Source organism: Nonomuraea sp. JJY05 (assembly GCF_043496855.1).
Classification (GTDB): Bacteria; Actinomycetota; Actinomycetes; order Streptosporangiales; family Streptosporangiaceae; genus Nonomuraea.
In genome coordinates this window covers 43,847-69,114 of the sequence record NZ_JBIEIS010000040.1, presented here as the reverse complement: position 1 = coordinate 69,114, position 25,268 = coordinate 43,847, and the positions used below count along the sequence as shown (strand labels likewise).

Genomic DNA, 25,268 nt, shown 5'->3' with positions numbered 1-25,268 from the left:
GGTGGCCCTGGTCGGCGTGTCATGCGCCGGTCATCCGGCCACGTCTTTGGTAAGGTCCCGTCCACTCTTCGGACAAGCCGCACGTCCGCGGCCGGCTGCGTGACTACGTTCAGCGTTCGTCGGATCACCGAAAACGATCAGGGACGTGAAGTGTCATCTCAGAAGATCCGGAGCATCATCGCGGTGGCCACTCTGACCGCGGGCATCACCTGGCTGGCCGCGACCCCCTCGACGGCCGGCTCGTGCAAGGGCGGGGAGCCCGCCCTGCTGTCACCCAAGTCGGTCGCCACGTACTGTGAGGAGCGCACCGATGTGCGCGTGAACGAAGCCGCCACCCGCGGCGGCAAGCTGGTCACCACCGAGAGCAACAAGCTCGCCATGGCGGCCGGGGAGATGGCCAGGCAGCTCGGCCTGACCGGGCTGGCCACCGGGCGCGAGGCGCTCGGCATCGCCGACCTGGGCGGGGTGGCGGCGACCTGGGGCATGCCCTCGCTGTTCTCGGCCTCGCCCGCGCTGTTCCCCATCGTGCCGGGCTCCGCCTCGATGAAGGATCTGGCGACCCTGGCCGAGGTGCCCGCGCTCCCGGCCCTCCCCGAGCTGCCGCCGACGCCGCTGGTGGCCAAGCTGCCCGCCGAGATGTCGCTCGGGAACGCGGCTCCGTACCAGAACCGCATCGCGGGCGCCCCCGTCGAGTCGCCGCTGGACCTGCAGAAGCCGGTCTCCGAGGTCGGGTCCCAGGTGGTCGACATCCTGCTGCCCAAGGCGGTGCAGAGCGTCGAGGACACCTCGATGCTGCCGGGCGGCCAGCCCGCGGTGGACGGGTTCACGGGGCTGGCTCGGGAGCTGGGGCTGCGCTGATCCACCCGGTCCGGGCGCGGGTCATGCGCCTCCACTGACAGGAGGGGCCGCGGTACGTACCCACCGCGGCCTCTCCGCCTCCCGCCCGGGATCCGTCCGACGGTCCCAGGAAGATGCACCACCCGGCTGGGCCCAGGCGAGAGCCGGGCCGCCCCGACAACCGAGGCGCCCTGAGCCGTCCCCTGGGCCGGAGCCGACCGAGACCCGGGCCGTCCCGGGAGCCGGGGCGCCCCAGGGCCCTGAGCCGTCCCCGGAGCCGAGAGCGGCCCCGGGGAGTGGTCAGCGGGCGAGGGCGTCCAGCTCGTCCTCAGGGAGCCCTAGGTCGACCCGGATGCGGTAGCGGGTGCGCAGGAGCGCCCCCTGCTCCGGATCGTTCTCGTCGCATCTCAGGACCGCCTGGGTGGCCCATTCGAGCCCTCCCTGGAGGTCCCCGTAGGCGACCAGCGTCTCGGCGATCGTGTGAGCGGTCGCCGTGGAGACGCCGCCCTCCGCGCGTATCGTCTCGATGACCTCCCTAGCCTCATCGGGCCGGTCGAGCTCGAAGAGCGTGTCGGCGATGCCGGCGCGGGGGTCGAAGCCCGCCTCGCCACCGTCCTCGACCGCGCGCTGGAAACACTCCATAGCGCGCGCCGGCTGGCCTGCCGCCCGCCATTCTTCGGCAGCGAGGACCAGGATGGACGCCCTGGAGACGTCGCCCGACGAATAGCCGAGGGCGACGTCGTATAGCCGACTGGCCAGGGAACTGTGGTCGTCGGCCAGTAGGGCCTGCTCAAGCAGACGATCAAGGTGCTCACGGGTCACATGCGCCACACCGCGAGACTACCGAGCCGGTCGGCGCTTTGCCCGGTCAATGCGCATCGCCGGTCAGTCACAAATTCGGTAACGCCGCGTCCAATAGTGCTGACTCTGAGCGTGTTCGCCCAGGTGACAGGGCATATACGAGTCGCTTTGCTGCTACGCGAGCAAGGGGGCTGTGATGGGCGTGTCCAAGCAGATGACCTTCACATTGGCCTGTGTCGTCGTGTTGGCGGCCCTCGTCCCCGGTGTGGCGGGTTATTTGTCGGCCCGATTGGAGGCCATCGAAGCCGCGGAACGCAGCCTGCATGCCCTGGAGGCCAGGCTGCACGTCCGCGAGGCCAGGGAAGCCCGTCCCGCCTCGATGTCGTCGCCGTGCCTGCGCACGCCGGCCACCCCGCGCTTCCAGCAGGTGCCCGCGATCGCCCTCGGCGATCACGGGAAGCGGGTGCCTGCCTGGCTGGCAGGCCTGATCAAGGAAGTGGCGGACTTCAAGCCGGACTAGCAGGACCGCAGCCGGCGCGAGCGGACTTCAAGCCGGGCTGGCAGGACCGCAGCCGGCGCGAGCGGACTTCAAGCCGGACTAGCGGGACGACCAGGACCGCAGCTGGCGCGACAGGAAGCCCCGGATCAGCTGTTTGGCCGCGTCGACGATCTCGGGCGAGCCCTTGGGGTCGCGGCGGAAGGCCAGCTTGAGCACGGCGTCGCCCGCCTCGACCGCCACCAGCACGGCCAGGTCGAGCTCCGGGCTGTCCGCCAGCCCGAACTCCTTGAGCAGCAACCCCCGCAACCGCCCCGCGATCACGGTGTTGTTGTCGGAGTCGGAGTCGAGCAGGTTGAGGTCGACGGCGTCGCCGAAGTGGAGGCTCTTGAAGCCGGGGACCGTCCGGTGCATGTCGACGTACTCGTCGATGATCGCGTCGATGGCCTCCCACCAGCCGCGATATTCCTCCGTCAGGAACCTGCGGTCGACCCTCCGCACGAACTCCTCGACGTTGCGCCGGGTGAGCTCCTGCGTGACGGCCCGCTTGTCGGGGAAGAACTGGTAGATCGACCCGATCGCGACCCCTGCCCGCTCGGCGATGCGGGTGGTGGACAGGGCTTCGTATCCGGTCTCGTCGAGTAGCTCGGCGCACGCGTCGAGCATCCGCTCCACGCGGCGTGCGCTGCGGCGCTGGGCCGGCTGGCGCCTGAGCGCTCTTGGCTGAGCGCAATCATCTTCGAGTTGCGGCGAGGACACCCCGTCATCTTCTCCCGGATGGGCGATCGTTACCTGCCAATTCCTGGATTTCTTATGGTTGCGCTCCGACGCGCGAGCGCGCGCATCGTGCCCGGCGAAATCCTGGAAAGGGCATACCCGATTTTCCCTTCCAGGTTGACCGGTACGACGGCCTGATTCCGGTGTACGGCCCGCAGAATGTGGGCGGCCACCCGCTCGGCGGGATAACCGCGCCGCGCCAGGCCCCGTACGGCCTCCTCGCGCAGGTCAGCGCCCACGTACGTGGCGTTGCCCGCGATCGGCGTCGAGACGAACCCCGGGCAGACGGCGCTCACCCCGATCCCGTGCCCGGCCAGTTCGGCCCTGAGGCAGTCGCTGAGCATCTTCACGGCCGCCTTGGAGGTCGAGTACGCGGGCAGCAGCCGGGACGGCGCGAACGCGGCCAGAGAGGCGACGTTGACGATGTGGCCGCCTTCCCCGCGCTCGACCATGGCGGCGCCGAAGAGCCGGCACCCGTGGATCACACCCCACAGATTGACGTCGATGGTCCTGCGCCAGTCGTCCACCGTATGATCGAAAAAAGACCCGGCGACGGCGATCCCGGCATTGTTCACCACAATGTCCGGCACTCCATATTGAGCGATGATATTTCGCGAAAAATCTTCCATTTGATCGATATTCGATACGTCGACCTGCACGGCGTGCCCCGTACCCCCGAGGTCCTCGGCAATGGCTTCGGCGGCCCGCGCCGCCGCGCCCGCGTCGATGTCCGCGCACACCACCTCGGCCCCATGGGCCGCGAACGCCCGCGCCGTCGCCAGCCCGATCCCGGACCCCGCCCCCGTGACCACCACCAGCTGACCGTCGAAAGCCCGCCTGGGCCGCCGGGCGGCGGGGGCGCCGCCGGCGAACTCGGCGATCATCCGGGCCACCGCCTCGGGACGGCTCCGGTGCGCCCAGTGCCCGGCCGCCACCTTCCGGTGCCGGAGCCTGGGCACCCACTGCCCGATCGAGGCCAGCAGCGCCGGGGTCACGAAGGCGTCCCGCGTGGCCTCGATGATCTGGACGGGCACGTCGCCCACGCCTGGATCGCCGGTCGTGCCCATGTTCCGCCGGTACATCCAGAGCCCGTTGCGCCCGTCCTTGACCAGCGTCGGCGCCGGATGCCCGGGCCGCGGCGAGATCCCCTCGCGCCGCAGCGTCCGGGAGATGATCCCCGGCATGACGGAGTCCCACGCCAGCTCCGGCACCACCAGAACCTGAAATGCCCCGATATACCAGGACTTGATGCGCTGCGCCGTGACGTCCCGCCGCTTCCCGTGCCGCAGGAAATGAGCGGTCTGCCGCAGCCCCGGCCCGCCCAGGCTGGTGAAGGACGCGATCCGTTCCCTGAGCCCGGCCCGCCCGAGGGCCTCCCAGCCCTGGAGCGACCCCCAGTCGTGCCCCACGAGATGCACCCGGGACGCGCCCACCGCGTCGATCACCGCGCCGAGGTCGGCCATCAGGTGGTCGAAGCCGTAGTCCCGGCGGTCCCGCGGCGCCGTGGACTGCCCCGCCCCGCGCACGTCGTACCGGACGACGTGGTAGCGGTCGCGCAGGAGCGCGGCCACCTCGTCCCAGACGCGGTGCGTGTCGGGGTAGCCGTGGAGCAGCAGCACCGTCGGGTCGGCCGGGTCGCCTTCCTCGAAGACCGCCAGCCGCACGTCACCGGACTCGACCCATCGCATCGCGACCCCCCTATTGGACGGCTTGTCAAATAGCGTAGAGGGTTCAGGGGCGCGCGGCCAGTCCGGCGCAGGAGCGCAGCGCCTTCCAGTCCGTGACCGCCTGGATCCGGGCGGGGCCCGTCATCGGTACGGGCACGCCCCCTTGGATGGTGGCCGGGGTCCAGCTGTCCTTGAGCACCTTCCGCCCGTTGATGGTCAGGGTCAGGACGCCGGTCCGGCCCGTGGTGCCGGGGGTGGAGTTGTAGAAGACGAAGTTGCCCATGCCGTAGTTGACGTACGCGTTGTCCAGGTACCCCGATCCGAGCAGGATGTGCGCGTGCCCGCCGACCACCACGTCGGCGCCCGCCTTGACCAGTTTGGGGGCCAGCGAGAGCTGCGCCGGGTTCGGGCACTTCTGCATCTCCGTGCCCCAGTGCAGGTGGACGATCACGGTGTCGGAGTTCTTCCGCGCCTGCCGCACGGCCCGCAGCAGGCTGACCTCGTCCTTGGCCGAGGCGAGCCCGCCCTTGTCGGCGGTGGCCGTCCACGACTGGATGAACTCCGCGTCGAGCACCTGCGTGGCCCCGATGATCGCCACCCGGTTGCCGTTCACGGTCCTGCGGAAGGGCCGGTACGCCTGCGCCGCGTCCTTCCCGATCCCCACCACGGGGAACTTGCTGCTCCTGATCGCCGCCAGCGTGTCCGTCAGGCCGGTCTCCATGTAGTCCATGCCGTGGTTGTTGGCCATGGACACCACGTCGACCCCGGCGGCCTTCAACGCGGTGAAGGCGGTCGGCGGCGCCCGGAAGGTGAACTGCTTCCCCGGCGCGGGCGTCCCGCCGGTGGTGATCGCCGTCTCCAGGTTCACCATGGATAAGTCGGACTTGCGCAGCACGCTCGCGATCGGTCCGAGCGCCGTGCCGGGGTTGGCCAGCCGCCCCCGCAGCATCCCCTCGAAGTGCACGTCCCCACCGAAGGAGATCGTGTACGGCCGCCGCTTCGGCTTCGGCTTCGCCGTCGGCGACTCTGCCACCTGCCGGTCCACCTGCTTGCTCTGCGGCTCTTTCTCGGGGGCGGATGAGCAGGCCACCAGGGACGCGGCGACGGCGAACAACGGGAGGGCACGGGGGAGTCTCATCTGCCGCCACTTCCGCTCGAATCCGGTCGTTTAGGGATTGAGCATGCCATGTAGGGCGGATTACCGCGCGGGCTCCCCCTTCTCCAGCAAGACGCGCATCGCCTCCCGGGTCGCGTCGTCCATCGGCGTGTACACGACCAGCCGGATCTCGGCCACCGCCGTGAGGCTGGTCGTGCTGAAGCGCAGCTCCCCCAGCTCCATGTGCTTGAACCGCTTCACCCTCGGCCCCGGCTCGGCCACGTCCTGCCTGGCCCACAACCGCGCGAACTCCGCGCTCTCGGAGCTGAGCCGGCGTACGAAGTCCTGCCAGCACGGGTCGTCCACATGACGGCTGTAGGCGCCCCTGAACACCGCCACGGCCCGCCCGAGCTCCTGGTCGCGGTTGAGCAGGAAGGTCGTGGGCGTGGGAGTGAGGCAGGTGTACCACAGCGAGTTGCGCTCGCCCTCCGGCGCGTTGACCAGCTCGGGGAACAGGGCGGCGTAGGCGGCGTTCCAGGCCAGGGCGTCGCACCGGCTGTTGGCCACGGCGGCGGGCATGTCGCCGAGCCGGTCGAGGATCTGCCGCATCTCGGGCGTCACCTGGCCCGAGTCGGTGTCGGCAGGGGTCTGCGCCTGACCCGCCAGCCGGTAGAGGTGCTGGCGCTCGACGGTGTCGAGCCTGAGCGTACGGGCGATCGCGTCCAGCACCTGGGTGCTGGCGTTGATCGGGCGACCCTGCTCCAGCCACGTGTACCAGGTCACGCCGACGCCCGCGAGCTGGGCGACCTCCTCGCGCCGCAGGCCGGGCGTCCGCCTGCGCGGCCCCGGCGCGAGGTCGACCATCTCTGGGGTGATCCGCTCGCGACGCGTACGCAGGAACGCCGACAGATCAGTGCGCTTTGCCTCTGCCACGCTCATGTCTCCACTATGGGATGAAGCACCTAATCTTATCCAGTTACCCTCAATACCAGTATAAGTGGGCTCTCGTTACTGGTACTGGATCCCCGGCAGACTGCTAGACATGACGCAAACTGCCGCTATCTCCCCCTCTGTGGACACCAAACCTCAGAAAGGGACCCGGGCCAGCGGCCTGCTCCTTGCGATCATCCTCGTGGGGCAGTTCCTGGCCATCCTGAACGTCAACATCGTCAACGTGGCCACCCCGACCATCGAGTCCGACCTGCACTCCTCAGGCGCCGGGCTGCAGATGATCGTCGCCGGATACACCATTGTCTATGCCGTCCTGTTGATCACCGGAGCCAGGGTCGGCGACCTGTTCGGCTACCGCAACGCGTTCCTGGGCGGGCTGGCGCTGTTCACGCTGACCACGCTCGGCGCGGGCCTGGCGCCCTCGACGGGCTGGCTGGTGGCCGCCCGCCTGCTGCAGGGCGCCGGGGCGGCGATGATGATGCCGCAGGTCCTGACGTTGATCCAGCGCAACTACCACGGCGCGGCCAGAGGCCGGGCGATGGGTTTGTGGTCGCTGGTGATCAGCGGTGGCATCGTGATCGGCCAGGCTTTCGGCGGGATCCTGCTGGGCCTCGGCGCGGGCTGGCGAGTGGTGTTCCTGGTGCTGGTGCCGATCGGCGCGCTGCTGCTGGCGGCCGGGGTCAAGGTGCTGCCCGCCGACGAGGGCGGAGGCCGGACGGGCCTCGACCCATGCGGCCTGGTGTCCCTGTCCGCGGCCGTGCTCCTGCTCGTCGTGCCGCTGGTCCTGGGCCGCGAGCTCGGGTGGCCGGTGTGGGGCTGGATCTCGATGGCGCTGAGCGTGGTGACGTTCTTCGCGTTCGTCCGCATCGAGCGCTGGGTGACGGCCCGCGGCGGGCGTCCTCTGGTGGACGCGCAGGTGCTGCGCGCGCCCGGCATGCGGCCGGGGCTGGCGATCCTGCTGTTCGGCCCGGCGACCTGGGGCGCGTTCCTGTTCACCTCGGCCCTGCACCTGCAGGGCGAGCTGCACCTGACGCCGCTGTCCTCCGGCATGATGCTGGTGCCGTGCGCGCTGGCCTTCGGCCTCGTCGGGCTCGCCTGGCCGCGCCTGCCGCTGCGCCTGCAGCGCCCGCTGGTGCCCTTCGGCTACGTGGTGGCCGCCCCCGCCTACCTCGGGCTGGGGCTCGCCACCGGCGGCGGCCTGCCGTACGCGGCCATGAGCGCCCTCGTCGGCGCCGGGCTCGGTGTGCAGGTCGCGGTGACGAACATGGCGACCGAGCAGGTCGACGACGCCTACGCGGCGGACGCGAGCGGCGCGCTGCTCACCGTGATGCAGCTCGGGCAGGTCATCGGCGTCTCCACGGTCGGAACGCTGTTCATTTCACTGAGCCAGGGCCACGGCACGGTGTCCGCCTCGCTGGTGTCCTCCATCGCGATGGCGGGCCTGGCCGTGGTCGCGGGAGTGAGCTCGCTCTTCCTCGTACGGCGCCGCGTGCCGGCCCGCGCCTGAACCCCGACGGCCCTCGTCCCCACCGGGGCGTGGGCCGTTCGCATGTCATCGGCGTATCCCTTTTTCCTGCAGGCCGGAGAAATACGAATTTCACGCGAAGAGGCGCAGGCTTCAGAGAGAAATTTTGCGCTGGACAGGGTGCTCGGCATGCCGGCCGATTCGGCGCGTCTGCAATTCTTCGGCGCGGAGGCCGGGACGCGCTTTCGGAGGGCACCCGCGATTTCCGGTGCCGCGCGGCGAAGAATCGCCCCCGCGAGCCGCCGTTGCGGCGGTCGCCGGGCTGCGATCGCCTGGCTCACCCTGGGGAGGAAGAGGCGCGACACCGGTTGATCAACATGGCGGGGAGTGTGCCATGATGTGCGAGTCTTCCGTGCTCGATCCTGCAGGGAGAGCTGGAAAGTCTCCGGAGGTCGCGCCTCCACCCGAACGGCCCTGAGCGTTGCTGCTACCAACTCGCAGGGCCGTTCGTCATGCACCCGCGGTCAAAGCGGTCAGGTCGAACTCGCCCTCGCGGACCCCGGTCGTGAAGGCGGCCCACTCGGCCGGGGTGAAGACCAGGACGGGCCCGTCCTGCTCCTTGCTGTCCCTCAGCGCGACGTTGCCGTCGGCCAGGGGGGCAACCTCAACGCACGCCGCTGCGCCGTTGCAGAAGGTGCTCTTCCGCCAGGCCGGCGTCGTAGTGTGGATGTACATTTTCTCCCCAAATGCGCAAAAGGGGCCCCATTGCCCCTTCTGAGGTTCGTCGTTAACGTCGCCAAAGCATGGCTTTACGCTGTATAAGAACGCGTGATTCGTCCTCATCCAAAGCTTCCGAACGGATGTGATCGAAAGCCGTCTCGTATCCAGCCACTCGTTCGAGGTCATCGACGAAGTGAGCAGTATACAGCTGTTCCAGGTACACAACGTCATCAAATGCGGAAAACTTCAGGTGAATAAAAGCACCGGTGTTGACCGGATGAAGTGAGTCCATGGTGAGGACTTGCACGCTGACGTGCGGCAGAAGTGAGACCTCCAGGAGATGCTCCATCTGCTCACGCATCACCGCCGGTTCGCCGAATCTGCGCGTCAGCGCCGACTCGTCGAGCACCACATTGAGAAGGCACGCGTCTGCCCTGTGGAGCACACGCTGCTGTCTGTCCAGCCGGGCCTCGACCCGGCTCCTGACACCGCTGTGCGTGATGCGCGCGATGCCACGAGTCGCCAGGATCACTTCTCTGGCGTAGTCCTCGGTCTGCAGCAGGCCGGGCACGATCTGGGGTTCCCAGTTGCGCTGGTGCGTGGCCTCCGCCTCCAGCCCGAGGAATCTTGTGTACTCCTCAGGCAGGGAGTCTTCGTAATCTTCCCACCACCCACGCTGCTCCGTGTCCCGCAACAGGCCGAAGAGCTCGTCAAGTTTCGGCCCATCGCAACGGTAGAGCTCCGCCATGGCCTTGATGTCGTCGGCGCTCGGCGCCGTCTTGGCCGCCTCGATGCGGCTGACCTTGCTCGGGGACCAGCCGAGCTCCTTGGCCGCCCTGGCACCGGTGAGCGCTCTTCGCTCCCGGAGAAGGCGCAGCTCCTGGCCCAGCCGGAGCCTGCGTACTGTCGGACTGCCCTGCTGCGATGGCACCGTCCACTCTCCTTGTCGGGAATGAAGGTGTGGCGGGAAGGGGGCGTTTAGGGCCCGACTGGTGGGGCCGTTCGCGCCCAATCTTACACTGCAAGTTGCACGCGGCGTGTCGCACAGCCTTGCCAGAAGGCTTTCACGGGGAGAGCCTAGGGGCAAGATGAACTCCACGTAGGGGGCATATCCGGGCGGAACTTCTCCTGCCAGAGGGCCGTCGCGACAGTTCCGGTGCAAGTTGCACGGCAATCGTGAAGAAAATTAAATCTTCCCTTGCTAAACGTATTGCAGCTTCGCTCACCTCGGGGGACGATCGGTTCCAGGAGGGTTCTCGAGTGGTGAGGAGGCCGGAGATGACGACACGGCCGTACACCTCGGGCCTTCCGTCCTCGATCGCGCGGCCCTGCCCGGGCCGTCTCGCCGGCAACGTCGCCGCCCCGGATATGAAACTCCGCCCCAGGGAGGCCGCTTGCCGGAAGGACTTCGGAATCGCCTGAAGAACTCAGCGACAATCCGCTCATTCGATCCTGGAAAAAACCGGGCCGCGGCTGACCACCAGCGCGCCGCATTCGGGCTGCCACCCTGCGGCGAAACCGGTCGTCAGCCGTCGGTCCGGCGAAGAAGCCACCTCTGAAAATGCCGCGAAAGGGGTCTTCTCATGTACTCACAAGGTACCAAGGGACTCGCCCGAATCAAGTGCCGGATCCGAGAGCTTATGGCTTGGGCCGATCGCGAGATCTGCATGGAGCCCGACGAGTTCGCCCACCACGTGGGCTGGACCGTGAGCAGGACCGGGTTCGGCTCGCGTCGCTACCGCGACCCACGGTTCGACCAGCTCAGCGTGCCACAGCGCGTGACCGAGGAGGTGTCCTGACGTGCCGAGGAACCCGCGCAACCAGATCTACCCCGCCAACGAGGACCTTCCCGCCGCCGGACGCGGCGGGCCGCTGGTCAGGCTGTGGCGGGCCCGCACCGAGCTGATGCTGCTCGCCGCGCTGGCGCTGCTCGCGCTGGCCCTGCTGAACGCCACGCAGGAGGGGCGGTGGTTGCCGTTCGTCCTGCTGACGAGCGCCGTCTCGGTGCCGGCCGTCACCAGGACCGGGCGCAACTGGGTGAGCGCCCACTTCTGGTGCGTCGTCTCCAGGCACCGCCTGCACCGGGTCTGCCTGGAGACCACGATGCACACCAGAGCCGGGCGGATCCCGCTGGTGCTCTGGATCACGCCGACGACCACGGGCGAGAAGGCGCTGATCATGACCAGGGCCGGCATCTCCGCCGAGGAGTTCGAGGCGTACAGCGAGGAGATCGCGGCCGCCTGCTGGGCCAGGAGCGCGAACGTCTACCGGCACCGGCGCCGGGCGCAGTTCGTGATCGTGGAGATCGTCAGGCGCGACGAGGTCCCGGGAACGACCTCTCCCGGACTCGACCGGCTGTACGGCAGACAGGCCTGGATCTCGCTGAGAGCCGACCTCGAGGAGCCGCCTGATCTGCGCGCACAGGTCGCGCTGGCGAAGGCGGGCTGAGAGACCTGGGGGAATCCGGGACATTTCCCCGGGTGGGAAGCCCCGGAGACCGCGGGGGCTCCGGGGCTTCCCCATGCGCGCGGTACGGGCCAAGATGAGTTCAGCTGGCGAACTCAGGAGCTCGTGATGACGTCGACCGTCCACCGGACTTGTCCCCTCTGCGAGGCCGTCTGCGGCCTGACGCTCACCCTCGACGAGGGCGGGCACGTGACCAGCGTGCGCGGCGACAAGGACGATCCGTTCAGCAAGGGGTTCATCTGCCCGAAGGGGGCCAGCCTCGGCCGGCTCGACGAGGATCCCGACCGGCTGCGCAAGCCGCTGATCAGGGAGGGCGACCTGTGGCGGGAGGTCGGCTGGGAGGAGGCGTTCGCCGCCGTGAAGGCGGGCCTCGACCGGGTCTCCGACCGCCGGTCCGCCGCGATCTACCTCGGCAACCCCAACGCCCACAGCATGGCGGGCGCCCTGTACGGCGCGCCCCTGATCAAGGCGCTCGGCACCCGCAACGTCTACTCCGCCAGCACCGCCGACCAGATGCCGAAGCACGTCGCGAGCGGGCTCATGTTCGGGCATCCGCTGGCCATCCCGGTCCCCGACCTGGACAGGACCGACTATCTGCTGATGCTGGGGGCCAACCCGCTGGAGTCCAACGGCTCGCTGTGCACCGCGCCGGACTTCCCCGGGCGGCTGAAGGCCCTGCGCGGCCGCGGCGGCCGGCTCGTGGTGGTCGACCCGCGCCGTACGCGCACCGCCGCGCTGGCCGACGAGCACGTCTTCGTCCGCCCCGGGACGGACGCCTACCTGCTGTTCGGCATCGTCCACACGCTGTTCGCCGAGGACCTCGTCAGGCTGTCGCACCAGGTCAACGGGCTGGCCGAGGTGCGCGAGGCGGCCAAGCACTTCCCGCCGGAGGCGGTCTCCGGGCGCACCGGCGTGCCCGCCGAGGTGATCGTGCGGCTGGCCAGGGAGCTGGCGGGCGCCCGTACGGCCGCCGTCTACGCCAGGATCGGCACCTGCACGGCCGAGTTCGGCACGCTGGCCCAGTGGCTCGTGGACGTCCTCAACGTGCTCACCGGCAACCTCGACCGGCCGGGCGGCGCCATGTTCCCCAAGCCCGCGACCGAGTGGAGCGCCCGGCGAGGGAGTGCCGCCGCCTGGAGGAGCGGCGGGAGCGAAGCGACCAGAGCGGGGGAAGGCGGCGGCATCCGGGCGACCGAGCCCGCCTCACGAAGTGAGGCCATGAACACGCGGCCGTACACGGTGGGTAGGTGGAGGAGCCGCGTCAGAGGGCTGCCGGAGAGCAACGGCGAGCTGCCGGTGGCCACGCTCGCCGACGAGATCGAGACGCCCGGCGAGGGGCAGGTCACGTTCCTGATCACGGTGGCGGGCAACCCCGTGCTGTCGGCGCCCCACGGCGCCAGGCTCGACGCGGCCTTCGGGCGGCTCGACTTCATGGTGAGCGTGGACCCGTACCTCAACGAGACCACCAAGCACGCGAACGTCATCCTCCCGCCGCCGCGGATGCTGCAGTCGGGCCACTACGACTTCGCGCTGCTCGGGTTCGCGGTCCGCAACTACGCCCGCTACTCGCCGCCGCTGCTGCCGCTGGACGGGCAGCCCTCCGAGGCCCAGATCCTGGCCAGGCTGGCCGTGATCGCCTCCGGCCTGGAGGGTGACCTGGACGAGTTCGTGATCGGCGAGATGCTGCGCAAGGCCACCGAGACCCCCGGCTCCGGGGTCGAGGGACGGGACGTCGCCGAGCTGCGCGCCGAGCTGGAGGGCGAGACGGGCGGCGAGCGCCGGCTGGACCTCATGCTCAAGCTCGGCCCCTACGGCGAGTGGGCCGGCAAGGGCGACCTGTCGCTGCGCAAGCTGCTCGACAACCCGCACGGCCTGGACCTCGGCGCGCTGGAGCCCCGGCTCGGCGAGGTGCTGAAGACCGCCTCGGGCCTGATCGAGCTGGCGCCGCCGCAGATCGTCGAGGACGTGGAACGGCTGCGCGGCAAGCTGGACGAGGACCCGCCGGAGATCGTCCTGATCGGGCGGCGCCACCTGCGCTCCAACAACAGCTGGCTGCACAACGTGGGGCCGCTGGTCGGCGGCAGCAACACCTGCACGCTGCAGATCAACCCGGCCGACGTGACCAGGCTCGGGCTCGACGGCGAGGCGGTGGTCCGCTCCGCGAAGGGGCAGCTCACGGTGCCGCTCGAACCCACCGACACGATCATGCCGGGCGTGGTCAGCCTGCCGCACGGCTGGGGTCACGCGGGCAGCGCGCAGAGCGTGGCGGCCGAGCACGCGGGGGTCAGCGTCAACACGCTCACGGACGAATCCACCATCGACGTACTGAGTGGTAACGCAGTGTTCAACGGAGTTCCGGTCACGATTTCACCAACCGGGGTGATCATCGCACAATAGGGTGTCGCGCGTGACTATCGCGCCAGAAGAGGACCGTCTGAACGCCCAGATCGCCTTCGCCGTCGAGATCGACAAGTTGAAGCGGATCATCCGCCGCAACCATTTGATGGACGGCTCGCGGCGGGAGAACACCGCCGAGCACTCCTGGTACGTGGGCACGCTGGCGATGATCCTCGGCGAGCATGCCCCACCCGGGACCGACCTGCAACGGGTGGTGGCCATGTTGCTGGTGCACGACCTGGTCGAGATCGACGCCGGCGACACGTTCATCTATGACCCCGTGGAAGTGGCCGCGCAGGAGGGCGCCGAGCGGGCCGCCGCCGACCGCATCTTCGGACTGCTGCCCGCCGACCAGGGGCAGTGGCTGCGGGAGCTGTGGGACGAGTTCGAGGCCAGGAAGACGCCGGAGGCCAGGTTCGCCAAGGCGCTCGACCGTTTCTCCCCGATCCTGGCCAACCACCTCACCGAGGGCGGCACGTGGCCGCTGTTCAAGGTCAAGGCCGCGCAGGTCAGGGAGAAGGTACGGATCATCGAGGAGGGCTCGCCGTCCCTCGGCGCGTACGCGCTGGAGCTGGTCGAACTCTCCGTGGCCAGGGGACACCTGTCCGAGTGATCCCCACATGGGCGGGGTAGGGGACTTGTCGTGAAAGAGGAAGTGCGAGCGAAACGTCGGCCGTTGCGGGGTTTGGCCGGGCCGGTTGCTCTCGCCGACCGGCTCGAGAAGTCCAAGGCCCTGGACACGCCGATCAGAGTGCTGGCCAAGGCCGTACGCCAGCGCATCCGCCCCGGCCGGCTGCGTGACCTGCTGCACGGTGTGCCCACGGGCAAGCCGCTGCACCCGCCGCTGGCCACGATCAGCCTGGGCTGCTGGCTGTCCGCAGCCGTGCTGGACCTGACCGACGGCGATCCGCGGGCCTCGCGCGTGCTGCTGGCCACGGGCATCGCCAACGCGCTGCCCACGGCGGCGGCCGGGCTGACCGACTGGTCCTCTCTCCACCGCGAGCAGCAGCGCGTGGGCTTCGTCCACATGCTGTCGAACGTAGCCGCGCTGGGCCTGTTCTCCGGCTCCCTGCTGGCCCGGGTACGCGGGCGCGAGCAGATGGGCCGCTCCTTGACCCTGGCCGGGCTCGGCCTGGCCGGGCTCGGCGGCTATCTCGGCGGCCACATGGCCTACCGGCAGGCGGCCGGGGCCAACCACGCCCCGCAGGTCGCCCACCTGGTGCCGCTGGGCTGGCACGACCTGTGCCTGCTCAGGGACCTGCCGGAGGGCCGGCCCGTCGCGCGGCGGCTCGGCTACATCCAGCTCTTCGTGCTGCGCCAGGGCGAGGCCGTCACCGTGCTCGCCGACCGCTGCCCGCATCTGGCCGGCCCGCTGCACCAGGGCAGGCTGGTCATGGAGAACGGGGAGGCGTGCGTGGTCTGCCCCTGGCACGGCAGCACGTTCAGGCTGGCCGACGGCTCGGTGCGGCACGGTCCGGCGACCGCTCCCGCGCCCATGTTCGAGACGCGGATCCGGCGTGACGGCACGCTCCAGGTGCGGCCGGGGTTGACCTGAAGTTCGCTTGAGGTTCTACCGTCGGCCTCATGAGCACGATTCTGGTGACCGGCGCGACCGGCAATGTCGGCAGGCATGTGGTGTCCCAGCTCGCGGGAGCGGGGCTGGAGGTTCGGGCCCTCGTGAGGGACCCGGAACGGGCGAGGCTGCCCGAACACGTGGAGGTGGTGCGCGGCGACCTGTCCGCGCCCGAGACGCTGGAGCCCGCGTTGAAAGGCGTGGAGAGCGTGTTCCTGCTGTGGCCTCATTTCGCGGCGGACGGCGCCGCGGAGGTGGTCACGGCCATCGCCGGGCACGCGCGGCGCGTGGTCTACCTGTCGGCCAACGTGGCGGACGAGCCGGTGACGCACTACCACGAGATCGAGCGGCTGATCCGGCACTCGGGGCTCGGGTGGACGTTCCTGCGGCCCGGCGGCTTCGCGACCAACACGCTGGGCTGGGCCGGGCAGATCAGGCAGGGCGTGGTGCGCTGGCCGTACGGGCAGGCTTCGAGGCCATTGATCCACGAGCGGGACATCGCGGCCGTGGCCACGCACGTGCTCACCTCGGCCGGCCACAACGGCGCCACGTACGTTCTGACGGGCCCCGAGCTGCTCACCCAGGCCGAGCAGGTGCGCGTGATCGGCGCGGCGACCGGGCGCGAGGCGCGCTGGGAGGAGCAGCCGCTGCAGGAGGCCCGCGAGCAGCTCATGGCCGCCTGGGGGAACGCGGCCTTCGTGGAGGGCGCGCTGAAGGCGTGGGCGAGCTTCGTGACGGCTCCCGAGCAGGTCACCGACACCGTGGAGCGGCTGCTCGGCAGGCCCGCGCTGACGTTCGGCCAGTGGGCGGAGGACCACCTGGCCGACTTCAGCTGACCTCGTCCGCGGGGTGCTCCACGAGGGCCAGGATGCGGTTGGACATGAACCTGGCCGTGCGCACCGGCGTGCCGCTGCGGGTGACCTCGCTCACCTCGACGAGCCCCCGCCTCGTGGTCACGTCGACCCGCCGTCCGGCGCGAGTGGCCCTGATCTCGTACGTACGCGGTGTGCCTCCGGCATCGATGACGATCTCTACCCAGTCGCCCTTCATGTACGAATTCATACCCGCGAGCACGGCATTTTATCCGTACACCAGTACGAAAATTGCCGCAACACCGACGCAGACGATGATCCCCCGAAGCACGGGCGCCGGGATGCGCCGCCCCACCCTGGCGCCCAGGAAGCCGCCCGCCACCGCCCCCGTGGCCACCCCCGCCACGGCGAGCCAGTTCACGTGCGCGACCACGATGAACAGCGCGGCGGCCACCGCGTTGACGATCAGCGCGAGGACGTTCTTGGCCGCGTTGACCCGCTGGAGGTGGTCGTCGAGGAAGCTGCCGAGCAGGCCGATCAGCAGCACGCCCTGGGCCGCGCCGAAGTACCCGCCGTAGACCCCGGCGGCCAGCACGCCGAGCCACAGCTCCAGCCCTCCGTGCGGGTGGGCGTGCTGACGCCGGTCGGCCAGCCACCGGTTGAGCCTGGGCTGCACCACGACCAGCAGGCAGGCCAGCGCGATCAGCGCGATGACGACGACCTGGAACACCGACGGGTCCAGGAACAGCAGCAGGATCCCGCCGGCCAGCGCGCCCAGGGCCGAAGCCAGGCCCAGGCGCAGCAGGCGTTCGCGCTGGCCCCGCAACTCGGGGCGGTAGCCGTACGCGGCCGTGAACGAGCCCGGCACGAGCCCGATGGTGTTGGAGATGTTGGCCGTGACGGGATCGACGCCGATCGCCAGCAGCGTGGGGAACGTGATCAGGGACCCGGACCCGACCACCGCGTTGATCGCACCGGCCACCACCCCGGCCGCGCAGACCGCGGCCAGCTCCCACCCCGTCACGAACCCTCCTTACGCGTCCGGGCTCTTAGGGGGTGTGAAGAGGCCGCCCAGATTCTCCAGAACTTTGCCCATTTCTGATGGGACGATCCAGATTTTATTGGCGTCGCCTTTGGCGATCTCGGGCAGGGTCTGCAGGTACTGGTAGGCGAGCAGGTGCTGGTCGGGCTGCCCCTCATGGATGGCCTTGAACACCATGCCGATCGCGTCCGCCTGTCCCTTGGCGCGCATGGCCTGGGCCTCGGCCTCCGCCTGCGCGCGCAGCACGGCCGCCTCCGCCTCGCCGCGCGCCCGCAGCACGGCCGCCTGCTTCTCGCCCTCCGCCTGCAGGATCGCCGCCTGGCGCTGGCCCTCCGCGGTCAGCACGGCGGCGCGCTTGTCGCGGTCGGCGCGCATCTGCTTCTCCATCGAGTCCTGGATGGAGGAGGGCGGGTCGATGGCCTTGAGCTCGACCCGGTTGACCCGGATGCCCCACTTGCCCGTCGCCTCGTCGAGCACGCCGCGCAGCGCGGTGTTGATGTCCTCGCGCGAGGTCAGCGTGCGTTCCAGGTCCATGCCGCCGACCACGTTGCGGAGCGTGGTGACCGTGAGCTGCTCGACGCCGACCAGGAAGTTCGCGATCTCGTACGTGGCCGCCTTCGGATTGGTTACCTGGAAGTAGATGACGGTGTCGATGGACACGACCAGGTTGTCGGAGGTGATCACCGGCTGCGGCGGGAAGGAGACCACCTGCTCCCGCAGGTCGATCATGTCCTTGATGCGGTCGATGAACGGCACCACGAGGTTGAGCCCCGGGGTCAGCGTCCGGTGGTAGCGCCCCAGGCGTTCGATGATGGCTGCCGTGGCCTGGGGGATGATGCGGACCGTGCGGGCCACTCCGAAGCCCACCGCCGCGACCACGACAAGGGCGACGATGAGCTGCTCGACGGACATGGCGACGCTCCGAAGTCGAGGGGACCGACTCCGTAGATCCTATTTCCTTTCAGCTTTCGGTGGCTTTTATGTGAATAAATAGGGATCAGTGGGCGCGCGCGTACCAGCGGCCCTCGGCGCTGCGCTCCAGCGAGAGCGGCACCCCGAACGTCTGCGACAGGTTTTCGGGCGTCATAACGTGCTCCAGCGGCCCCTGCGCCACCACCGAGCCGTGCCTCAGGAGCAGCCCGTGCGTGAACCCGATCGGCACCTCTTCCACGTGGTGCGTCACCAGCATGAGCGTCGGCGAACGGTAGTCGCCCGCCAGCACCGAGAGCCGGCGCACCAGGTCTTCGCGCCCGCCCAGGTCGAGCCCGGCCGCGGGCTCGTCGAGCAGCAGCATCTCGGGGTCGGGCATGAGGGCGCGGGCGATCTGCACGCGCTTGCGCTCCCCCTCCGACAGCGTGCCGAACCGCCGCCTGATCAGATGGGCCGCGCCCATCATGTCGATCAGCTCGACCGCCCTGGTCACGTCGTTGGAGTCGTACTCCTCCGTCCAGCGGCCCATGATCCCGTACGAGGCGGTCAGCACGAGGTCGATGACCTTCTCCTCCGGCGGGATGCGCTCGGCCAGCGCGGAGCTCGCCAGCCCGATCCGCGGGCGCAGATCGAAGACGTCCGCCTGTCCCAGCCGCTCCCCGAGCACCTCGACCAGACCCTCGCTCGGATAGAGCAACGTGGCCGCGACCTGCAGCAACGTGGTCTTGCCCGCGCCGTTGGGGCCGACGACGACCCAACGCTCGTCGGCGTTGACCGTCCAGTCGATGCCGCGCAGCAGGGCCGCTCCGTCCCGCCTGACGGCGACGTCCTGTAGCCGCAGCACCTGACCACCCATCCCCGATACCTCCTTAGGAGTCACGCTCGGGACAAACCTATTGCAGGGCGAGCGCATATCGTGGATCGGTGCGCCCTGAATCGCCTGTCTGTCCCTCCCTGGTCGCCTGGGGCAACGCCTGGCTCGCCGGTCACGTCGGTCTCGACGAGGCGGCTGACCACGTGGAAGCCACCGGCGGTCCCACCGTGGCCGACGACGTCCCGTTGCGTAAATACCTCGCAAACCTGCGCTCCGACGGCCTGCGGGAGCTCCGGCTCGCGCTGCCCGCGCCCGGCGATCCGCTGGGGCTGTCGGGGCCGGCGCCGTTCAACTCGGCCGCGGTGGACGCCGGCCAGGCCGCCATCGTGGTGCTCGACGGCCGCAACCTCGGCCTGGTGCCGACGCCCGACGTGCGCGGGTCGTCCTATGTCGGGGTACGCCTGGAGATCCACGACTCCGGGCCCGTACGCCATGATCTGCCGTCGCTGGCGGAGGCCGAACGCGAGCTGTCGGAGGCCATGCGCTCGGCCACCGACGCCCTGTCCGGCGTCGAAGGCCCCCTGCAGTCCCGCCCCTCGTCCGTCGGGGACCGGGGCGGCGAGCTGGCGCCCGGCTACCCCGCGCGGGCACACCGCGTCTCCGCCCTGGCCACTCGGCTGGCCACCGTGGTGCGGCTGGCCGACGAGCGCGGGCTCACGTCGGGGCAGATCGCCGCCCGCGCCGCGGCCCTGCGCGAGCTGGACCGGGCGGTACGCCGTGCGCTCGTGGCGGCGCATCACGCGATCTTCGAGCCGCTCAGGACCCCGTAGCCGGCCCGCTAAGAGGTCGCGATCTTCCACAGCCTGACCACCTTGTCCTTGCCCGCGGACACGATGACCGCGTGCCCGTCGAGTGGGACGATGCCCACGGCGTACACGCCCTTCTTGTGGGCCTTGACCGGTTTGCCGAGTGTCTTGCGGGTCTCGGGGTCCCAGAGCCTGATCGTGCCGTCGGTGCTGCCGGACAGCAGCACCGTGCGATCGTCGAGGGTGCCGAAGGAGAGCGAGTAAACGATCTTCTTGTGACCGGTGAGGGTGGCGACGGTCTTGCGACTCTTCGGATCCCAGATCCTGATTTTTCCGTCTTTACCGCCAGATGCCACGACCGTCTTCCCGCCCGCCTTGCCGACCGCGACCGAGTACACGCCCCTGGAATGGCGCTTGTACGCCTTCCCGTACGCCTTGCGCCGGGCCATGTCCCACATGCGCACCGTCCCGTCCTCGCCGGCCGAGATGGCGACGGCCCGGTCGCCTATGTGGGTGGCGCTGAGCCAGTTGACCGGCCTGCGGTGGGCCCTGATGATCTTGCCAGTCGCCTTGCGCTTCTTCAGGTCCCAGAACCTCAGATAGCCGTCGGCGTCGCCGGTGACCGCGACGTACCTGCCCTTCACCTTGGTGACGGCGACCGCGTAGACGGCGTCGCCGTGCCAGCCGAGCACCTTGCCCTTGTGGGTCTTGAGGTTCCACAGGCGCACGCTGCCGTCGTACCCGCCGGAGACGGCCATGGGGGTCTTGCCGACCATCACGCAGGCGACGGCGTACACCTCCTCGCTGTGGCCCTTCATCGTGGCCAGCGACTTGTGCCTGGCCAGGTCCCACAGCCGCACCCGGCCATCCTGCCCGCCGGTGACCAGCCACGTCCTGCCGCCCGAGGAGATCGCGGAGATCGTCTGGACGCCCTTGGTGTGACCCTTGAACGACTTCCCGTCCTGCTTGCCGAGGACGGGGACGACCTTCCGCGTGGGTGTGGGTGTGGGTGTGATCCGGGTCGGTGTCGGCGTCGGGATCTCCGCCTGCGGCTGGGCCTGCGTCCGGACGGGGCTCGCGCTCACGGAGGTGGTCACCTGGGCCGCGTTCCCGCCGGTCGGCGAGCCGGTGCCGAACATCTTCGGCCCGAAGTACAGCACGCTGCCGGCCAGGGCGAGCGCCACGACGAGCGCGCCGGAGACCATGGCGGCCCGCCTGCGCCTGGCGTGGACCTCGTCGGGCCGCTCCTCGATCGGCGCATGCTTGAAGAACGCGTCGTTGTCCTCCGGCCCGCCGACCTCCCCGCCCGGCGGCCTCCGCGGCGGAAACCCCTGCCCCCGGCCCTGCCCTTGGCGGCCCTTCCCCTGACGGCCCTCCCCTTGGCCCCCGCCCGGCCCCTGGCCCTGCCCTTGGCGGCCCTTCCCCTGACGGCCGTGCCCCTGCCCCTGCCCCTGGCCCAGGCGACCCTGGCCCTGCTCCTGGTCCGGCGCCGACGGCGGGCGCCCCTCACCACCCGCGGCCGCCTCCGCCCCGGGCACCACCGGCCCGGCCGCCGGTGGACGGGACGCGGCCGGGTGGGGCGTGGCGCTCATCGGATAGGGCGGCGGCACCCGGGACGGACCCGACGGGGGCTGCCGAGGCACATAAGGCACCCCATGCGACGCGCCCCCGTGCTGCGGCGCGCCCCCGTAGCCGGGGGTCGCACCCTGCCCAGGCACGCCACCCTGCCCCGGCACGCCCCCGTATCCCGGCGTCGCACCCTGCCCGGGCGCCCCACCCTGGCCTGGCGCACCGCCGTATCCCGGCGTCGCGCCCTGCCCCGGCGCGCCACCGTAGCCCGGTATCGGGCCCCGGCCGCCGGGGGCGCCCTGCTGTGGCGGCACGTAGGGCGCCGCAGGTGGGCCGGCCGCGGGGGGCTGGGGCGGCGCGTACGCCTCCCCCGAGGGGTTCGCCCACCCGTACCCGCCAGGAGGGGCAGGCGCCGCCGGGCCGCCGGGATTCGCCCACCCGGTGCCGGCGCCTGGTGGCGCCTCGGGCGTGGGCCCATGGGGGTCGGCCCAGCCGGCGACGGCTGAGGGCGGATCCGGCGGGGCCTGCTCGGCAGCGAGTTGCGAGCCCGTGTTGAGCGCGTCCTCGGGCCGTGGCGACTCCCCCTCGTTGGCCAGCAGCGCGAACAGCACGTCGGCCGCCGCAGGCCGCTCGTCGGCCCGCTTGCGCAGGCACGACCGCACGACCGGCCGCAGGGACTCGGGCAGCGCCGAGAGGTCGGGCTCCTCGTGCATCACCCGGTAGACGACCGCGGGCAGGCTGTCCTGGCCGAACGCGGGCCGCCCCGTGGCCGCGAACACCATGGTCAGAGCCCAGCTGAACATGTCGCTGGCCGGCCCCACCCGCTCGGCCGAGATCTGCTCGGGCGACATGTACGCGGGCGTCCCCACGACCCCGCTGCTGATCGTCATGGCCGAGTCCAGCGCCCGCGCGATGCCGAAGTCGATCACCCGCGGCCCGTCGTGGCCGAGCAGCACGTTGCTGGGCTTGAAGTCGCGGTGCACGATCCCGGCGCGGTGGATGGCGGCCAGCGCGGTGACCGTCCCGACGGCCAAGCGGTAGAGCGCGCCGCCCGTGCGCGGCCCGTCCCGCTGCACCACCGCCTGCAGGGAGACCCCGTCCACCAGCTCACTGACGATGTACGGGTGCTCGCCGTCCATGTGGGCTCCCAGCACCTGCGCGGTGCAGAACTGGGCCACCCGCCGCGTGGCCGCCACCTCGCGCAGGAAGCGTTCGGAGTCCAGTCCGGGCTTGTCCAGCCGGGTGTTCAGCAGCTTGATCGCCACGCGCCGCCCGTCGGGCGACTCTGCCTCGAAAACGATCCCCTGCGCCCCCTTGCCCAAGCGGCCGAGCAGCCGGTATTCGCCCAGTGTTCGCGGATCCGTCGGCTGTAAGGGGTGCGTTTCCGGCACCTGGCCCTCCCCCGTTGTGCTAGACCCCCGTTCACAAGTGGGATAAGCGCGGGTGAACACCCACAAACCACCCCAAGTCACGAAAGATCATCGCTCTTTGCGAAAAATTTGCCCTACGCAATAATCGTGGAGATGATCGGGGATTTCCAGCACCGTACGGGGAGCCGTCATATGCGTAGAAGCTTCAGCCTGTTCTTAGCCGGCGGTCTGGCCGCCGCGCCGCTGGCCGTACCCGCCCAGGCGAGCTCCGCCACCGCCACCGCTCCCACCACCGCGGCGGTCGCGCAGTTGAAGCCGTTCTCCACCTTCAAGATCTCCGTCAAGCACAGCGGCCGCACCAAGCGCGGCGGCAAAATCACCTATAGCGTCCGCGCGAAGAATCTGGGCCCCTACTACGCCGACTACTACTGGATCGGCGGCGAGGTGCCCAAGGGCGTCGTGCCCACTCTGCGCTGGGGCGCCGCGAAGGGCACCAAGTGCACCTGGGAGGGTCGCTGGTTCTGGTGCTGGGGCCCGCTGCGGCTGGAGAAGGGCAAGACCGACTGGCTCAACTTCCAGGTGACGCTGAAGAAGGGCACCAAGGGCACGGCCACGGCGCGGGTCGGCGTTGTGTCGTTCGACGTCGACCAGGGCATGGAGAACATCGACGAGGAAGAGCTCAAGCGCCTCGGCATCAAGGGCTACTACTGGCTCAAGAAGGTCAACACCAAGATCGTCTCCCCGCCGCGCCGGCCGGGCCGGAGCTGGTCGCCGCCTCCGCCGGTCAAGACGTACAACCCGCCCACCAGCCACGAGGAAAGCAACAAGAAGAAGGACACCTGACCTTCACCTTGGGCCGCCTCCGCGAAGCGGAGGCCATAAGCACAGCACTACCCCAGGCCGTGCCGTACGGCGTACAGCGCGGCCTGGGTGCGGTCCTGGACGCCCAGCTTCATCAGCACGTTGGAGACGTGGGTCTTGACCGTCTTCTCCGCGACGGCGAGGCTCCTGGCGATCTCCCGGTTGGACCGGCCGGCCGCGATGAGCGCGAGCACCTCACGCTCGCGGTCGGTCAGCGGCACCGGCGACGGCGGGTCGTCCGGCGCCGCCAGCATCGCCTCGGCTGCCTCGGGCGCCAGCAGCACCTGCCCTCCGTGCACGGCCCGCACGGCCTGCACCAGCGCGGTCGGATCGACGTCCTTGTAGAGGAACCCCGACGCCCCCGCCCGCATGGCCGGGCCGACGTCGGAGCGGTCGCTCACCGAGGTCAGCACGACCACCCTGGTCGTCGCCCCGGCCAGCCGTTCGAGCGTGCCGAGGCCGTCGAGCACCGGCATCTTCAGATCCAGCAGCAGCACGTCGGGCGCCAGCTCCCCGACCAGCTCGACCGCCTGCGCCCCGTCGCCCGCCTCACCGACCACCGTGATGTCGTCCTGCAGGTCGAGGAACGTACGCAGCCCCTGCCGCACCACCGGATGATCGTCGGCGATCAGCACCCGGATCAAACGCCCACCTCCACACGCACCGTGGTCCCCGTGCCGCGGCCCGACTCGACGGTCATGACCCCGCCCACGGACTCCGCCCTGTCACGCATCGACACCAGGCCCAGGCCGCGCGACTCCGCCTGCTCGAACCCGTTGCCGTCGTCGCGCACGATCAACACCAGCTTGCCCTCCGCGCACGCCAGGCGCACGGAGACGCTCGTGGCCTCCGCGTGCCTGAGCGCGTTGTGCAGCGCCTCCTGGGCCACTCTGAGCACCGCCACCTCGACCGCGGGATCCACCGGCGGCAGCTCCGCGCACTCGAACGTGACCAGGGACGGGTGGAGCCGGTCCAGCATGCGCACGTGCTTGCGCAGCGTCTCGGACAGGCCGTGCCGGTCGAGCTCGGCCGGTCGCAGCTCGACGATCACCGCCCGCAGCTCGGACAACGCCTCCCCGGCCAGGCGCTGGACGCGTTCGAGCTCGGCGGCGGCCTTCCCGGGGGCCCGGTCGAGCATGGCGGAGGCGGCCTGCGCGGTCAGCCTGAGCGAGAACAGCTTCTGCGTCACGGCGTCGTGCAGCTCGCGGGCCACGCGGTTGCGTTCCTCCAGCATGGCCAGCTCGCGGCCGCGCTCGTAGAGCCTGGCATTGGTCAGCGCGATGGCGGCGTGCGCGGCGAACAGCGTCAGCAGCTCCTGGTCGGCCTGCGTGAAACCGCCCGGCGTGCGCTTGTTGGCCAGGAAGATGATGCCGAGCACCTGGTCGCCGTCGCGGATCGGGACGCCGAGGAAGTCCTTCATCACCGGGTGGGCCTTCGGCCACCACTCGAACCTCGGATCTTCACGCAGGTCAGGCAGCCTGACGGGGCTCCCCTCGCGGAGCATCGCGCCGAGCATGCCATGCTGTCTGGGCAGCGGCCCGATCGCGTCCCACTGCTTGTCGGTGATGCCCTCGGCGACGAACTCGCCGAACGACCCCTCGTCGTCGGGCACGCCCAGCGCGGCGTAGCGGGCGTCGAGCAGCCGTTGCGCCGAGCGTACGATGACCTGCAGCACCTCGCGGACCGAAAGATGGCGGGTGACCGCGAGCACCGCGGAGCTCACCGCCTGCAGGATCTCGTCTCGGTCGGAGGTCACGGGACCAAGCTTATGGTCCTAGGACGATGTGCCCAGGCGACGGCGGGACTTCGGCCCGATGT

25 protein-coding genes are annotated in these 25,268 nt (G+C 70.2%); 11 read left to right on the top strand and 14 right to left on the bottom strand.

Annotated elements, in window-relative coordinates:
- The first annotated feature begins 183 nt into the window (after positions 1 to 183).
- Positions 184 to 858, top strand: a complete 675-nt coding sequence (locus tag ACFKCF_RS45360) for a hypothetical protein (protein ID WP_394501579.1) — start codon at positions 184 to 186, stop codon at positions 856 to 858.
- A 279-nt stretch (positions 859 to 1,137) separates the two neighbouring features.
- On the opposite strand, the gene ACFKCF_RS45355 is transcribed toward ACFKCF_RS45360, so the two are convergent.
- Entirely contained in the window at positions 1,138 to 1,668 is a 531-nt protein-coding gene (locus ACFKCF_RS45355) for a hypothetical protein (protein ID WP_394501578.1), read from the bottom strand.
- A gap of 166 nt (positions 1,669 to 1,834) precedes the next feature.
- Here ACFKCF_RS45355 and ACFKCF_RS45350 point away from each other — a divergent pair, with 166 nt between their 5' ends.
- On the top strand, positions 1,835 to 2,158 hold the full coding sequence (locus ACFKCF_RS45350; RefSeq protein WP_394501577.1) for a hypothetical protein: 324 nt from the start codon (positions 1,835 to 1,837) through the stop codon (positions 2,156 to 2,158).
- A 78-nt stretch (positions 2,159 to 2,236) separates the two neighbouring features.
- Here ACFKCF_RS45350 and ACFKCF_RS45345 read toward each other — a convergent pair whose 3' ends face one another.
- The 4 genes from ACFKCF_RS45345 to ACFKCF_RS45330 form a co-directional block, all read right to left on the bottom strand.
- The gene (locus tag ACFKCF_RS45345; RefSeq protein WP_394501631.1) at positions 2,237 to 2,800 is read right to left on the bottom strand and encodes a TetR/AcrR family transcriptional regulator; all 564 of its coding nucleotides are present in this window, start codon (positions 2,798 to 2,800) and stop codon (positions 2,237 to 2,239) included.
- Positions 2,801 to 2,922: 122 nt separating this feature from the next.
- A complete protein-coding gene (locus ACFKCF_RS45340) occupies positions 2,923 to 4,599 on the bottom strand; it encodes an SDR family oxidoreductase (RefSeq protein ID WP_394501576.1) in 1,677 nt (558 codons plus the stop codon).
- A 43-nt stretch (positions 4,600 to 4,642) separates the two neighbouring features.
- A complete protein-coding gene (locus ACFKCF_RS45335) occupies positions 4,643 to 5,716 on the bottom strand; it encodes a CapA family protein (RefSeq protein WP_394501575.1) in 1,074 nt (357 codons plus the stop codon).
- Positions 5,717 to 5,776: 60 nt separating this feature from the next.
- Positions 5,777 to 6,613 carry a helix-turn-helix transcriptional regulator gene (locus ACFKCF_RS45330; RefSeq protein WP_394501574.1) on the bottom strand — a complete coding sequence of 279 codons (837 nt, stop codon included), beginning with the start codon at positions 6,611 to 6,613 and terminating at the stop codon, positions 5,777 to 5,779.
- Between the two features lie 133 nt (positions 6,614 to 6,746).
- On the opposite strand from ACFKCF_RS45330, the gene ACFKCF_RS45325 reads away from it, so the two are divergent.
- Complete coding sequence (locus tag ACFKCF_RS45325) at positions 6,747 to 8,132, top strand: MFS transporter (protein WP_394501573.1); 1,386 nt, start codon at positions 6,747 to 6,749, stop codon at positions 8,130 to 8,132.
- Positions 8,133 to 8,600: 468 nt separating this feature from the next.
- On the opposite strand, the gene ACFKCF_RS45320 is transcribed toward ACFKCF_RS45325, so the two are convergent.
- Entirely contained in the window at positions 8,601 to 8,825 is a 225-nt protein-coding gene (locus ACFKCF_RS45320) for a DUF397 domain-containing protein (protein ID WP_394501572.1), read from the bottom strand.
- Between the two features lie 52 nt (positions 8,826 to 8,877).
- Positions 8,878 to 9,741, bottom strand: coding sequence for a helix-turn-helix transcriptional regulator (locus tag ACFKCF_RS45315; RefSeq protein ID WP_394501571.1), 864 nt, complete (start codon positions 9,739 to 9,741; stop codon positions 8,878 to 8,880).
- A 709-nt stretch (positions 9,742 to 10,450) separates the two neighbouring features.
- Between ACFKCF_RS45315 and ACFKCF_RS45310 the strand changes: the two genes are divergently transcribed.
- The 6 genes from ACFKCF_RS45310 to ACFKCF_RS45285 all read left to right on the top strand — a co-directional run bounded on the left by ACFKCF_RS45310 (position 10,451) and on the right by ACFKCF_RS45285 (position 16,082).
- On the top strand, positions 10,451 to 10,609 hold the full coding sequence (locus ACFKCF_RS45310; protein WP_364253693.1) for a hypothetical protein: 159 nt from the start codon (positions 10,451 to 10,453) through the stop codon (positions 10,607 to 10,609).
- A 1-nt stretch (position 10,610) separates the two neighbouring features.
- Entirely contained in the window at positions 10,611 to 11,258 is a 648-nt protein-coding gene (locus ACFKCF_RS45305; protein WP_394501570.1) for a hypothetical protein, read from the top strand.
- 126 nt (positions 11,259 to 11,384) lie between these two features.
- Entirely contained in the window at positions 11,385 to 13,673 is a 2,289-nt protein-coding gene (locus ACFKCF_RS45300) for a molybdopterin-dependent oxidoreductase (protein WP_394501569.1), read from the top strand.
- A gap of 1 nt (position 13,674) precedes the next feature.
- Positions 13,675 to 14,286, top strand: coding sequence for an HD family hydrolase (locus ACFKCF_RS45295; protein ID WP_394501568.1), 612 nt, complete (start codon positions 13,675 to 13,677; stop codon positions 14,284 to 14,286).
- A gap of 63 nt (positions 14,287 to 14,349) precedes the next feature.
- Positions 14,350 to 15,228: a Rieske 2Fe-2S domain-containing protein gene (locus ACFKCF_RS45290; protein WP_394501567.1), complete on the top strand. Its 879-nt coding sequence runs from the start codon at positions 14,350 to 14,352 to the stop codon at positions 15,226 to 15,228.
- Positions 15,229 to 15,257: 29 nt separating this feature from the next.
- The gene (locus ACFKCF_RS45285; protein WP_394501566.1) at positions 15,258 to 16,082 is read left to right on the top strand and encodes an NAD(P)H-binding protein; all 825 of its coding nucleotides are present in this window, start codon (positions 15,258 to 15,260) and stop codon (positions 16,080 to 16,082) included.
- Here the strand turns inward: ACFKCF_RS45285 and ACFKCF_RS45280 are convergent.
- The 4 genes from ACFKCF_RS45280 to ACFKCF_RS45265 all read right to left on the bottom strand — a co-directional run bounded on the left by ACFKCF_RS45280 (position 16,075) and on the right by ACFKCF_RS45265 (position 18,886).
- Complete coding sequence (locus ACFKCF_RS45280; RefSeq protein ID WP_394501565.1) at positions 16,075 to 16,308, bottom strand: hypothetical protein; 234 nt, start codon at positions 16,306 to 16,308, stop codon at positions 16,075 to 16,077. The genes ACFKCF_RS45285 and ACFKCF_RS45280 overlap by 8 nt on opposite strands.
- An 18-nt stretch (positions 16,309 to 16,326) precedes the next feature.
- Entirely contained in the window at positions 16,327 to 17,082 is a 756-nt protein-coding gene (locus ACFKCF_RS45275) for a sulfite exporter TauE/SafE family protein (RefSeq protein WP_394501564.1), read from the bottom strand.
- Positions 17,083 to 17,091: 9 nt separating this feature from the next.
- The gene (locus ACFKCF_RS45270; protein WP_394501563.1) at positions 17,092 to 18,012 is read right to left on the bottom strand and encodes an SPFH domain-containing protein; all 921 of its coding nucleotides are present in this window, start codon (positions 18,010 to 18,012) and stop codon (positions 17,092 to 17,094) included.
- Between the two features lie 85 nt (positions 18,013 to 18,097).
- Positions 18,098 to 18,886 carry an ABC transporter ATP-binding protein gene (locus tag ACFKCF_RS45265; protein ID WP_350739664.1) on the bottom strand — a complete coding sequence of 263 codons (789 nt, stop codon included), beginning with the start codon at positions 18,884 to 18,886 and terminating at the stop codon, positions 18,098 to 18,100.
- A gap of 68 nt (positions 18,887 to 18,954) precedes the next feature.
- Between ACFKCF_RS45265 and ACFKCF_RS45260 the strand changes: the two genes are divergently transcribed.
- The gene (locus ACFKCF_RS45260) at positions 18,955 to 19,674 is read left to right on the top strand and encodes a hypothetical protein (RefSeq protein ID WP_394501562.1); all 720 of its coding nucleotides are present in this window, start codon (positions 18,955 to 18,957) and stop codon (positions 19,672 to 19,674) included.
- Positions 19,675 to 19,682: 8 nt separating this feature from the next.
- Here ACFKCF_RS45260 and ACFKCF_RS45255 read toward each other — a convergent pair whose 3' ends face one another.
- Positions 19,683 to 22,610 carry a protein kinase gene (locus ACFKCF_RS45255; protein WP_394501561.1) on the bottom strand — a complete coding sequence of 976 codons (2,928 nt, stop codon included), beginning with the start codon at positions 22,608 to 22,610 and terminating at the stop codon, positions 19,683 to 19,685.
- Between the two features lie 171 nt (positions 22,611 to 22,781).
- Between ACFKCF_RS45255 and ACFKCF_RS45250 the strand changes: the two genes are divergently transcribed.
- Positions 22,782 to 23,432, top strand: coding sequence for a hypothetical protein (locus tag ACFKCF_RS45250; RefSeq protein WP_394501560.1), 651 nt, complete (start codon positions 22,782 to 22,784; stop codon positions 23,430 to 23,432).
- 47 nt (positions 23,433 to 23,479) lie between these two features.
- On the opposite strand, the gene ACFKCF_RS45245 is transcribed toward ACFKCF_RS45250, so the two are convergent.
- Positions 23,480 to 24,094, bottom strand: coding sequence for a response regulator (locus ACFKCF_RS45245; RefSeq protein ID WP_394501559.1), 615 nt, complete (start codon positions 24,092 to 24,094; stop codon positions 23,480 to 23,482).
- A complete protein-coding gene (locus ACFKCF_RS45240) occupies positions 24,091 to 25,206 on the bottom strand; it encodes a GAF domain-containing sensor histidine kinase (RefSeq protein WP_394501558.1) in 1,116 nt (371 codons plus the stop codon). The genes ACFKCF_RS45245 and ACFKCF_RS45240 overlap by 4 nt, the downstream gene beginning before the upstream one ends.
- Positions 25,207 to 25,268: the final 62 nt, after the last annotated feature.